The organism is Clostridium sp. HBUAS56017 (assembly GCF_007115085.1).
GTDB lineage: Bacteria > Bacillota > Clostridia > Clostridiales > Clostridiaceae > Clostridium > Clostridium cibarium.
The window spans coordinates 29,473-41,936 of the sequence record NZ_SULK01000022.1 but is presented as its reverse complement, the minus strand read 5'-3'; the positions used below and the strand labels follow the sequence as shown (position 1 = coordinate 41,936).

10 protein-coding genes are annotated in these 12,464 nt (G+C 30.3%); 1 reads left to right on the top strand and 9 read right to left on the bottom strand.

Annotation, left to right across the window (positions count from 1 at the left end; genetic code table 11):
- Nucleotides 1-2: 2 nt before the first annotated feature.
- Both FAY47_RS16205 and FAY47_RS20420 read right to left on the bottom strand, forming a co-directional pair.
- A complete protein-coding gene (locus tag FAY47_RS16205) occupies nt 3-770 on the bottom strand; it encodes a DeoR/GlpR family DNA-binding transcription regulator (RefSeq protein ID WP_143317955.1) in 768 nt (255 codons plus the stop codon).
- A 195-nt stretch (nt 771-965) separates the two neighbouring features.
- Nucleotides 966-1,130 carry a hypothetical protein gene (locus FAY47_RS20420; protein ID WP_207706261.1) on the bottom strand — a complete coding sequence of 55 codons (165 nt, stop codon included), beginning with the start codon at nt 1,128-1,130 and terminating at the stop codon, nt 966-968.
- Between the two features lie 95 nt (nt 1,131-1,225).
- Between FAY47_RS20420 and FAY47_RS16200 the strand changes: the two genes are divergently transcribed.
- The gene (locus tag FAY47_RS16200) at nt 1,226-1,852 is read left to right on the top strand and encodes a flavodoxin family protein (protein WP_143317954.1); all 627 of its coding nucleotides are present in this window, start codon (nt 1,226-1,228) and stop codon (nt 1,850-1,852) included.
- A 99-nt stretch (nt 1,853-1,951) separates the two neighbouring features.
- On the opposite strand, the gene tkt is transcribed toward FAY47_RS16200, so the two are convergent.
- The 7 genes from tkt to FAY47_RS16165 all read right to left on the bottom strand — a co-directional run.
- Nucleotides 1,952-3,940 carry a transketolase gene (gene tkt / locus FAY47_RS16195; RefSeq protein WP_143317952.1) on the bottom strand — a complete coding sequence of 663 codons (1,989 nt, stop codon included), beginning with the start codon at nt 3,938-3,940 and terminating at the stop codon, nt 1,952-1,954.
- 11 nt (nt 3,941-3,951) lie between these two features.
- Nucleotides 3,952-4,599, bottom strand: a complete 648-nt coding sequence (fsa, locus tag FAY47_RS16190; RefSeq protein ID WP_143317950.1) for a fructose-6-phosphate aldolase — start codon at nt 4,597-4,599, stop codon at nt 3,952-3,954.
- A gap of 37 nt (nt 4,600-4,636) precedes the next feature.
- Nucleotides 4,637-5,785 carry an ROK family transcriptional regulator gene (locus FAY47_RS16185; RefSeq protein WP_143317992.1) on the bottom strand — a complete coding sequence of 383 codons (1,149 nt, stop codon included), beginning with the start codon at nt 5,783-5,785 and terminating at the stop codon, nt 4,637-4,639.
- Nucleotides 5,786-5,857: 72 nt separating this feature from the next.
- A complete protein-coding gene (gene xylB, locus FAY47_RS16180) occupies nt 5,858-7,366 on the bottom strand; it encodes a xylulokinase (RefSeq protein ID WP_143317949.1) in 1,509 nt (502 codons plus the stop codon).
- A 294-nt stretch (nt 7,367-7,660) separates the two neighbouring features.
- Nucleotides 7,661-8,536, bottom strand: a complete 876-nt coding sequence (locus FAY47_RS16175) for a LysR family transcriptional regulator (RefSeq protein ID WP_143317947.1) — start codon at nt 8,534-8,536, stop codon at nt 7,661-7,663.
- A 256-nt stretch (nt 8,537-8,792) separates the two neighbouring features.
- The gene (locus FAY47_RS16170) at nt 8,793-10,964 is read right to left on the bottom strand and encodes a YhgE/Pip domain-containing protein (RefSeq protein ID WP_143317946.1); all 2,172 of its coding nucleotides are present in this window, start codon (nt 10,962-10,964) and stop codon (nt 8,793-8,795) included.
- A gap of 342 nt (nt 10,965-11,306) precedes the next feature.
- The coding region (locus FAY47_RS16165; protein WP_243129643.1) for a helix-turn-helix domain-containing protein at nt 11,307-12,464 on the bottom strand (1,158 nt) is incomplete at its 5' end.

Sequence of the window (12,464 nt, the reverse complement as noted above, 5' to 3'; positions counted from 1 at the left end):
TTTTATTCCTCCTCTATCTTATCTATTACTTTACAATATCTTGAATACTTCTTCTTCATACCAGGATCAATTCCTGAATCTGTTACTAAAGCCGTAACATCTTCTAATTGATATAATGTAAAAAAGTCTTCTTTTTCTATTTTTGTAGAATCACAAATAACATATCTACTTATGGCATTGTTCATAATAATCTTCTGTCCAACGCCTTCTTCTTCATTAGAAGTCATAATATTATTATCAGAAATTCCATTTGCCCCTATAAAGGCTGTCTTAACTCTTATTTTTCCTAAAGCTTCATTTGCGAAACTCCCAATAAAAGTGCTTGTTTTCTCCCTTAACCTTCCTCCAATAAGTATTAATTCAAATCTCTTATCATCCTTAAACTTATCAAATACATTAAGACAATTTGTTATAATTTTTGCAGAAGAAACATTAATATAATCATAAATATGTTCACTTGTTGTTCCTGGTCCAATATAAACAATATCGTTTTCCTTAATTAAACTTGCTGCAATCTTTGCAACTTCAATTTTCTTATCTATATTTAATGTTCTTTTTTCATTAGGAGACAATTCTTCAAATTTAACATTTTCTTTACTTCTTGCTCCACCATGAATCCTTACAAGTAAACCTTGTTCTTCTAAATACTTAAGGTCTCTTCTTAGTGTCATTTCAGTAGCTTCTAGCTTTTCTGTTAGTTCTGAAATTCTTATTATTCCAAGCCTATTTACAGTTTCTAAAATTAGTTGTTGTCTTTCTTCCTTTAACATTCTACCTCACCTTACTTTACTTAATTTCATCTATATATTATGCAAAAGTAAGTTTATCTCCTCCCACACATTTATTGTTTGTATATATGTTTGATTTTTTTCTATTTTGTTCTCTTTTGTTTATATCTTTATTATATATCGTTTTCAGAAAGTTGCAACTTATTATTTTCCGCTTTTACATTGAATTATTTCAATTTATTTAAAGTTAACTAGTACTTTCTCATTTTTTCTTCTCTTTCCTATATTGACCACCTCCTTGTAAACGTTAATATGAGCGATTCTTATTATTCCACGACTTTGCTTAATAATTAATTGTTCTTTAATGTTCTTTTTAAACATTTCTTCTCTTCTATACCTCATAATATAAGGCTATATTGTGTATTTTTTACATTTTTGCTGTATACTATATATTAAAGTTATTAAGTTATATATAAATAAAATGAGGTGGTTTAATTATGAAGGTTTTACTCATTAATGGAAGCCCTAAAGCTCAGGGTTGTACTTACACTGCTTTAAGCGAAGTAGCTAAAGAATTAAAAAAAGAAAATATCGAAGCAGAAATATTTCATGTAGGAAATGATCCTATTCGAGGATGTATGGGGTGTGGTGGATGTTCTAAAACTAATTCTGGTAAATGTGTGTTTAACAATGATACTGTAAATATTGCACTTGAAAAAGCCAAAGAAGCTGATGCTTTTATCTTTGGATCTCCTGTTCACTATGCAGCTCCATCTGGCTCAATTACATCTTTTTTAGATAGATTTTTTTATGCGGGAAACTGTTTCCAATACAAACCTGGTGCTGCAGTTGTAAGTTGCCGTCGTGGTGGTGCTGCATCAACTTTTGATCAGTTAAATAAATATTTTTCTATTTCTAATATGCCTATTGTATCTTCTCAATACTGGAATATGGTTCACGGAAACACTCCCGAAGAAGTAAAACAAGATTTAGAAGGAATGCAAACAATGAGAACTTTAGGAAGAAATATGGCTTGGCTTTTAAAATCCATACAAGCTGGTAAGGATGCTGGTCTTTCACTTCCTAAAAAAGAACAAAAAATAGCAACCAACTTTATAAGATAATAAAAAAAGTGGCAAAGCCACTTTTTTTTATCTTCGATAGCAATTTTCTTCTATTTGCTCATACTTTAAAATTTTTCTAGATTTCATGAATTCCGCTCTTTATTTTTTAACAAGTTTTACAGCCTTATTCACAATATTATCAACTGTGAAACCATACTTCTCAAACAACTTATCCGCTTTACCAGATGCTCCAAATTCATCTAAAGAAATAACTTCTCCGTCAAGCCCTACATATTTATGCCACCCAAAAGAAGTTAATGCTTCAACAGCTATTCGTTTTCTTACATTCTTCGGCATAACGCTTTCTTTATATTCTTCCTCTTGAGCATCAAAAACCTCGAAGGATGGAATGCTTATAATTCTTGCATCTATTCCTAACTCTGCAAGTCTATCCCACGCCTTATATATCAATCCAACTTCTGAACCTGATGCCATTAAAATCACATCCGGAACTTCATTCTTGGAATTTTTAAGAATATATCCTCCTCTTAATGCTCTTTTTGCTGAACCATCATACAAAGGCAACTTTTGCCTTGATAATACTAGTGATGTTGGCGTTTCCTTATTTGTTATAGCATAATACCAAGCAGCCGCAACTTCCTTTGAATCAGCAGGCCTGAAAACAGTCATATTAGGCATACTTCTTAGTGCTGCTAATTGTTCAATAGGTTGATGAGTTGGACCATCTTCGCCTACTCCTATGCTATCATGAGTCAAAACATAAACTACTGGAAGTTTCATTAAAGCTGATAGCCTCATAGCTCCCTTCATATAGTCACTAAATACAAAGAAAGTAGAGCAAAATGCTTTTAACCCTCCATGGGCATATATTCCATTAGTTATAGCTGCCATAGCATGCTCTCTAACACCAAAATGAAAGTTTCTACCACTCCTATCTTCTGCAGAAAAATCTCCCATTTCCTTCATGTATGTCTTATTTGAAGGAGCTAAATCAGCTGATCCCCCAACTAAATTAGGGATTAATTTAGATAATCTATTTATAATCACTCCTGAAGATTCTCTTGTTGCCATTTCCTTATCAAAGCTCCAAAACTCTTCATTTTCTAATAGTTCCTCCTCACTTATTTGTTCATTATTCCATCTGCTATATTCTTTAGCAAGTTCAGGATAAGTTCTCTTATAATCTTCAAATAAATTATTCCACTTTTCTTCTTTTTCAATTCCATCATTAATGTACTTATTCATATAAGTATATACTTCATCAGGTACATAAAAATCTTTTTCTTCCCATCCCAAGTTAGCTTTTAATTCTTTTATATTTTCGGCTCCCAAAGGTTCTCCATGAGCTGATGCTTTTCCTTGTTTAGCTGGACATCCAAAACCAATTTTGTTCTTAACTATGATCATTGATGGCATAGAAGTCTCTTTTTTAGCTTCGTCAATAGCATTAGATATTTCCTCCATATCATTTCCATCTGATACTTTAATTACTTGCCAACCATAAGCTTCATATCTCTTAGCTACATCTTCTCTAAATGCTATGTCTGTACTTCCTTCTATTGAAATATTGTTTGAATCATATAACACAATTAATTTCCCAAGTGCTAGTGTACCTGCTAGTGATGATGCTTCTCCTGATATGCCTTCCATTAAGCAGCCATCTCCAACTATTGCATAGGTATAATGATCTACTATATTAAAATTATCTCTATTAAACTTATTGGCAAGATGGGTTTCTGCTATAGACATACCTACAGCATTACATAGGCCTTGTCCAAGTGGTCCTGTTGTAATTTCAACACCTTTAGTATGTCCATACTCTGGATGCCCTGGTGTCAAGCTGCCTATTTGTCTAAAGCTCCTAATATCTTCAATTGTTAATCCATATCCAAAAAGATGTAATAAAGAATACTCTAACATCGACCCATGTCCTGCCGATAATATAAATCTATCTCTATTATTCCATTTAGGACTTTTTCCATTATGATTCATCTTTTTCCACAAGGTAAATGCCATAGTAGCTGCACCAAGTGGCAATCCTGGATGTCCAGACTTTGCCTTTTCAATAGCATCTGCCGACAATATTCTTATTGCATTAATCGATAGCAAATCTAACTTCTTACTCATAATTCTCCTCCTTATTTACCAAATGCAGCTGCCCAATCAGCCTTAAACTTTTCTAATCCTTGATCTGTCAACGGATGCTTAATCATTTGTTTCACTAAGTTATATGGAACTGTTGCTATATCAGCACCTGCTCTTGCAGCCTCAATAACATGTATTGGATTTCTTACACTTGCTGCTATTATCATAGTTTCTATACCATGTATTTCAAAGATTTCTGAAATTGTTCTAACAAGTTCCATACCATCCATTGAAATATCATCTATTCTACCTAAAAATGGACTTACATAAGTAGCCCCTGCATTAGCTGCTAAAAGCGCTTGAGTAGCTGAAAAAATTAAAGTCACATTGGTCTTAATACCTTCACTTGATAAAACCTTTGTAGCCTTAAGACCTTCTCCTGTCATTGGAATTTTTACAATCATATTTTTATGGATTGCTGCAATTTCTCTTCCTTCTTTAATCATTCCTTCTGCATCTTCACTAATTACTTCTCCGCTTATTGGCCCATCTACAATTTCTGTTATTTCTTTTATAACTTCATTAAAATCTCTGCCTTCCTTAGCTACTAAAGAAGGATTAGTTGTAACTCCACAAATAACCCCCATCTCATTTGCTTCTCTAATATAGTCCACATTTGCTGTATCAAGAAAAAATTTCATTTTATACTCCCCCAATTACTTATATTTTACCTAATTATTATCTAATTTCTAAAAATTCCTCAATAGAAGTCATAGCTGCACCTAGCAAATATGACTCTTTGAAACTAGCAACACTAACATTGCAATTATTCTCATTTGTAAATAAATTATTTCTATAAATATTTTTTCTTATGATCTCTATCTTGTTGGCTAATAAATTGTTTATATCCCCCCCTATAATTACACTATTTGAATCTAGAATCATAATTAAATTTGATATCCCTACACTTAGTGTTCCTAAATACTTTTCCATTATCTTTTCTGCTTTTTCATCTTTTTCAACAAGTTTTTCTTCAAACTCTTCTATATCTGTTATCTCATAGGATTCGTCTTTATTATACTCTTCAATTAAAGCATTTGTTGACGTATAAGCTTCTAAGCATCCTCTAGCCCCACATTTGCATTCTTTCCCATCTATAACTATTTTCATATGTCCCATTTCCCCAGAAGCACTATTATCTCCCCTATATATGTTTCTGTTTATTACTATACCAAGACCAAGACCCTCAGTTATTGAAACATATAATAAATTATTTAATTTCTCTTTTCTATTCAAAAATTCATAATAAGCAGATAAATTCGCTTCATTATCTACATATACAGGCAAATTAAGATGACTAAATCTCTCTTTAATATTGAATTCTTTTACACCAAGAAAATAACAATTTTTTATTGTGCCAGTTTTAAAATCTACGGTACTCGGCATAGATATCCCAATTCCTAACACTTTTTCAAGACTGATTCCATTATCCTTTAATATCTTAAGCAAGTTCTCTTCAATTAAATATATTATTTTTTCTATTCCTTCATTGTTGTGCCTTATCTTTATAGTATCTACTATTGTTTTCTTTAAATTAACTAAGGCTATTTTTATATGCTTAGGAGTTAAAGCTATTCCAACAGAATACTTGCACTTCTCATTTAACTTATACGATATTGCTTTTCTTCCTCCCGTTGACTCTAATGACCTTACCTCTTCAACAAAACCTTCACTCCTTAGTTCAGTTATATTAGTTGAAACTGTTGTTATACTTATATTCAATTTTCTAGAAATCTCTAATTTAGTGATTTCCTCTTCATTTATTAATAATGATATTATTTTCTTCCTATTGGTTTCTTTTATTTTGCTATGATTTATATCTATCAAGTCTACTTTTACTCCTCTCAAGTCTTCTTTAATAAGTAATACTTTCTTTAATAATACCACTATCATCCTTGTTTAAATATTAAAATCTTTTACTCTTGGATAAGCAGAATTATATAAATTATATACTTTTGAGTATTCTTCTTTCACCTCTTCATTAGGACTTACTTTCTCTCCGCCTTTTACAATCTTGCAACAAGCCTCCTCAACAGATTCATATATTCCCGCTCCTACCCCTGCTAGTATTGCTACTCCAAGAGCAGGTCCTTCTGAAGCTTTAATTGTAGTTAATGGATATTGAAATATATCCGCCAAAATTTGTCTCCAAACTTCACTTTCAGCACCTCCACCACTTATTCTAATATGGTCAACCTTTACATCCATATCCTCTATAATATCCAAACAATTTTTTAAGCTAAAGCCTACTCCTTCTAATACAGATCTAATAAAATCATTATGATTATTTATTAAAGATACTCCTAAAAATGCACCCTTAACATTTGGATCAATATGTGGTGTCCTCTCTCCCATAAGATATGGCAAGTAAATAATTCCGTTAGCACCCGGTTTTGAATCTTTAGCTTTTTCAGTTAAAATATCATATATATTTTTACCTAGCTTCTCACTTTCCTCTATATCTTTATGACAAAAAGTCTTTTTGAACCAATTTAGTGAAAGTCCGGCTCCTTGAGTTACTCCCATTACATGCCACTTATTTGGCACTGCATGACATAATGTATGAACTCTTCCAAACTTATCAAACCTAGGTGTGTTTGTAGCCGCAAATACAACTCCAGATGTACCTATTGTTGTTGATATTATTCCCTCACTTACTATACCATTTCCAATTGCTCCTGCCGCTTGATCTCCAGCGCCACCAACAACGGGTGTATTTACTGCTAATCCTGTTAACTTAGCTGCTTCTTCCGTAACTTTTCCACTAACAATAACTGATTCATATACATCTGCAAGTATACTTCTATCTATTCTCAAATCATCAAGCAACTCTTGACTCCAATCTCTAGTATTTATATCTAACATCTGCATCCCACTGGCATCTGACACTTCTGTCGCAAATATATCGGTTAACTTAAATCTTATATAATCTTTTGGAAGAAGAATTTTATGTATCTTCTTATAATTTTCTGGTTCATTATTTCTAATCCATAATAATTTTGAAAGAGTAAATCCTGTCAAAGCTGGATTTCCTGTTATTTTAATTAACCTTTCCTTGCCTATAACTTCTGTCATATAATCACATTCTTTTTCGGTCCTCTGATCACACCATATTATAGAATTTCTAATTACTTTGTTATCCTTATCAATCATAACAAGTCCATGCATTTGCCCGCTTAATCCTATTCCTTTAATATCAGATGCCTGTACTTTGCTTTTTTCTATAACATTCTTAATTCCTTTAACAGAAGCCTCCCACCAATCATTTGGATCCTGTTCTGCCCAACCTACTTGTGGTTGAAATAAATTATACTCGTAAGTTGCTGTTCTTATTGTATTTCCATATTCATCAAATAATGCTGTCTTTGTTCCTGATGTCCCAATATCTAATCCTAATAAATACCTCATAATACCCCTCCTATTAACCCTCGAACACATTTTAAAATACTTTTTAAATGTATTTTAATAAGTTAATTTTATACCTTATTCTCCCACTAGTCAATTTAAAAATATCGATCTCTTCATTTATTGCTAAGTGATGATTAATTAATTTAGGTACAAAGGAGATTTCCAACGCCTTACATCATTTTAGTAAAACAAAACAGTAAAATATAAAAGACTATTTCAAGATAGAAATTTTAATTTCTATCTTGAAATAGCCTCTTCTTTACTTTGATCCTATATATTCTATTTTTATAATCTTTATTTATTTCTATAATATTCTATAACAAAATCTCTAAAACTTTCAGCAGCTTTAGTTAAATACTTATTCTTAAGCCAAGATAATCCTATAGTAAAATTACAAACTGGTTTTTCAATTGGTATAACTACAAGAGGACTATTAGAATACATTTCACAAATGGACTTAGGAATTAGTGCAACACCTCTTCCTAGGTGCAACATTTCGTATATAAGCACATCATCAACTTCAAAGATTATATTTGGAGTAAATCCAGCAAGACTACATAAGTTATCGGTAATACTCCTATAAGTATAAGCTCTAGCTATAGATATAAATTTCTCTTCTTTTGCTTCTGAAAGTAATATGCTTTTTCTATCTGAAAATCTATGATTTGGTGGAACAACTAAAACTATTTCATCTTCTTTTAAAATAACAGTTTCAATTTCTTTACTATCTATTGGTGGTGATGTCATAGAAAAATCCACTTCTCCAGTCATTAATCTATCCTGTGATATATTTCTATTACCTAAAAATTGATGAATAGTAACCTCAGGATAACTTGTTAAAAACTCTGTTAATATTCCAAATAAAAACCTTGCATTTCCAGTAACTAAAGAAATACTATTTTCATCTAGTTTAATTTTTTTTTCTATTTCCAATTTTGCGCTTTTAATTTCACTGAATATTGTATTAACTCTTTTTAAAAACATTTTCCCTGCTTCATTAAGCTCAATATTCCTTGCCTTTCTATCAAACAAAGGAGTTCCAAGTTCAGCTTCTAATCTTGAAATCATAATGCTAAGGGAGGGTTGCGAAATATTTAACTCCTTGGCAGCCTTGGTTATATGCTGAAATTTTGCTACAACTTGAAAGTATTTTAACTGAAGTAATTCCATGCCTTAACTCCTATCACAATATTACTTTACATTTAAATTCTTTTATATTGCTTCATTGTATATTAGGGAAATTATATATTAGATCCTTCTATAATACAATGGAAGGTTATGCCTTATTAATTCTAAACTTCTTAAACACTCTTATAATCTAAAAAAACATTCATTAATATAAAAGGTTTTAGTAAGTGAAATATACCTATTCTCCCTACTAAAACCTTATTTTTTGTTTAAACTTAACTTTTTATTGATTTGATAACTACATGTTTTCTTCTAAACCCTTAAACCCAATATTTTTCTTGAACATATTTATAGTCTTAGTGTTTTTTAGTGTATTTATTATAGCTCTTATAATAAATCCTACAACTAAAAATGCACCCATAAAAGTTAGCAATATACCAAAGTTCTCTAAGTATACTGAAGAATTTATTCCTCCAATTGTCATCCTTAACATTCCAATAGAATATGTAAACGGAAGATACTCACCTATAATTCTAAAGAATTTAGGAGCAGTTTCTATTGGGAATGTCCCACCTGAAGAAGCAAGCTGTAATAGGAATATTACAAATATAATTGGTGTTCCAACAATTCCTATAGCATAAGATACTCCATACATCATACTAAAGAATACTACTGATATTAAGATATTATTTAGATAAAAATAACTTGTATTTACAGTATCAATTTTTAATCCTTCCACAAGAACAAAACTTAATAATAAAGCCTGCACTATTGCTATAGCTAATCCAATACTATATTTGCCAATAAAACTCTTTGCATATTTATTTTCTGTTATTTTTAATCCCTTAGCAATTGATAGAAGAAGATTTATAAACATTCCTCCAAGCCATAAAGATAAAGATATAAAATATGGCGCTAACCCTTCACCATAATATTTAACATCATTTAAAGTATTTTCATTTAAAGCTACTGGTTCAGATATAAACTTAGACATATCATCAGATGTAAACTTTAACTTATCATTAATCTCATTGTAACCATTATTTAATCCATCTTTAAGCTTAGTAGCACCATCATTAGCTGTATCTAATCCATTATTTAAAGCTACAGCACCATTATTTAATTTTGATAATCCATTTGATAACTGTCCTGTTTTTTCTGTAGCTGTATTTAATCCATTATATAATTTAGAACTTCCATTTTTAAGTTCTGTAGCTCCACCAATAAGCCTATTTGTTCCTTCAACAGCTTTATTCATACTTTCATCGATACCACTTGCAAGCTTATTGGTTCCATATGCAACTTTTGCTGTACCCGATTCTACTAAAGCTGCACCTCCTTGCAACCTATAAAGGCTATCTATTAAAGGATTCAATCCATCAGCAGAAGTTCTAAGAGGTTCTACAATATTTGTATTAATATCCTTATCCCTAATTGCCTTTGTAACATTTTTGGCAGCCATGAGTTCCTTAGATGCCTTGTCACTTAATTTCCCCCCATTAGCATTATAATCTGCTATTATAGAAGCAAGTAAATCATCAACATTACTAACTCCATCTGAAACACCTGCAATTTTATCTGCTACATAATTTGATTTTTCTGAAAGTTGTGTTTTAGCCTCAGAAGTTTTTGTATAAGCTAAATTGGCTCCATCAGATACTTTCTTTGCTCCACTTGCAGTCTCACTTGCTCCACTTACAAGTTTTCCTATTTCACTATTTTTTTGAGAAAGTCCATCTTTAAGCTGATTTAATCCACCTAGTAATGAATCTGTTCCATTTGAAAGAGCTTTTTCACCATTAGTTGCTTCTTTTAATCCATCTTTAAGTAATATTGATCCCTCTAAAGCACTAAACATCCCATTTGATAAATCTTGACTTCCATTTGCAAGAATTTGTGTTCCATCTTGAAGTTTATTTGCACCATCGGCTGCATCATTTAAAGAAGTCTTAATATTATACAGTTTGTCCACCAAAGCTTTTGAAGTTTCTTCTTGAATTTTAGAAGTTACATCTGATTTAATGCTTTGTGCTACTTTTTCAGATATCTGATAGAAAACATAGTTTTTCCCTTTATTTCCTTCATATATTACCTCTGGCTTATCAAATTTTCCATCATTGGAATCAGCAAGTTTCTTTGAAAAATCTGATGGTATAACTATCATAGCAAAATAATCTTTACCTTCCACGCCATTCTTTGCTTCTTCATAACTTACAAAATTCCATTTCACCTTGTCATTATCTTCAAGCTTATCTTCTACTTCCTTGCCTATGTTATAGGTTTTTCCATCTTTTGAAACTGACTTGTCCATATTAACAAAAGCTACTGGTACATTACCAATGTTTCCATAAGTATCCCAAAAAGCGCTTAGATATATAGATGAATATAACATCGGAATTAATATAATTGCTATAACACTTATAGTTAAAATAGTAAATATAAATTTCCTGCTCTTTTTTCTATTATTCATTTTTTTAATTCCTTCTTTCGTTTGTGCATTTTAATAATTAATTTAAAATTTATATTTTCTCAAATTCTATTTTATTCTACAAATTTAATAGTGTCTAATATATAATTCTATATAAATACATATATCTGATTCTATAATTTTCTTTATTTTTTAATTCAGCTAAATTTTATTATCAAAAACTCATCTTAAATTTACGGTAATATTTTCTGTACTTAACAAAACTAATAATTATTTGTATTATCTTTAATATTCAAATGTTGGTCTGTATCGCTAAAGACATAAGGGTATATCTCACATATCTCTATATGAAATATACCCTTTACTCTAAATTATTACTCTTTATTAACAATTATCGCTAACAGCCATATCAACTATCTCTACTAATGTATTTATCTTTTCATTTTCTTTTTTATAATTACGGGGACTTGTCCCAACATATTTTTTAAATTTACTATGGAAATAATCTATATTCTTATATCCAACCTTCTCACAAACCTGATATACCTTTAGCTTATCGTTTACAAGTAATGCTTTAGCTTTCTCAATCCTTATCCTATCTAAGTGAGTATTGAAATTTTCTCCTATTGCATTTTTAAGAAGTTTTCCTAAGTAAGCGCTATTATAATTGAAAATATGAGCTAATGCTTCTAACTTTAAATCTTTATAATAATTCTTCTCCATATAATTTATTATTCTTTTCACGCTATTTTCTGGAGACTCTACAGCTAATTCTTTTGCTATATTTTCAAACTTATCTACTAAATAATTTATGGTACTGGTCAAGCTTACTCTGCTATATATTTCTTGTATAATCTCCTCATTATTCAAGAAATCTCCTTCACTTAAATTATAATCTTTAATTAATTTTGATTTAAGTTCTATAAATATTTCAATAGCAATAATCTTTATTTGTTTTTCTGAATACTCTCTTTCAACAACATATTTTCTAAAATCTATCATAGCCTCTCTTAATCTATCTAGATCACTTACTTCTACATAACTATAAATTTTATTTATATGATTTTTAATATCTAATATAATATTAGATTTATGCTCTTTTGTATCCTTATCCCAAATCATTCGATTTTCTAAATACAAAAACTTCTTATCAACTAAAGTTTTTGCCTGTCTATATGATTGTCCTATTTTCTTTATGCAACTAACTTGCTTTCCTACAGTTATAAATACACCCTTACTTCCATCCTCATCTATTCTATTTACCAGTTCTCCTAAAGTATTTTTTACTCTTCTTTCCTTAAAACCGCAAAATAAAATTCCTATAAACCCTTCTATATCCATTACTTCTATATCATCATAATATTTTAAATACTCAACTATGTTTTTTCTGCTAATTCTATGAATTTCACTATTAGAATCATCTATATTCATAGAAAGTAAGGCAAATTGGAAATTATCATAATCAAAGTATCTCTCATCAATATCTGTATTACCATCAAAAATTATTTTTTTTAAATCGATTTCTTTTAATAACGGTTTATT

Coding starts and splice junctions, on each gene's coding strand:
- FAY47_RS16205 (WP_143317955.1), bottom strand. CDS start 770: ATGTTAAAGGAAGAAAGACAACAACTAATTTTAGAAACTGTAAATAGG.
- FAY47_RS20420 (WP_207706261.1), bottom strand. CDS start 1,130: ATGAGGTATAGAAGAGAAGAAATGTTTAAAAAGAACATTAAAGAACAA.
- FAY47_RS16200 (WP_143317954.1), top strand. CDS start 1,226: ATGAAGGTTTTACTCATTAATGGAAGCCCTAAAGCTCAGGGTTGTACT.
- tkt (WP_143317952.1), bottom strand. CDS start 3,940: ATGAGTAAGAAGTTAGATTTGCTATCGATTAATGCAATAAGAATATTG.
- fsa (WP_143317950.1), bottom strand. CDS start 4,599: ATGAAATTTTTTCTTGATACAGCAAATGTGGACTATATTAGAGAAGCA.
- xylB (WP_143317949.1), bottom strand. CDS start 7,366: ATGAGGTATTTATTAGGATTAGATATTGGGACATCAGGAACAAAGACA.
- FAY47_RS16175 (WP_143317947.1), bottom strand. CDS start 8,536: ATGGAATTACTTCAGTTAAAATACTTTCAAGTTGTAGCAAAATTTCAG.
- FAY47_RS16170 (WP_143317946.1), bottom strand. CDS start 10,964: ATGAATAATAGAAAAAAGAGCAGGAAATTTATATTTACTATTTTAACT.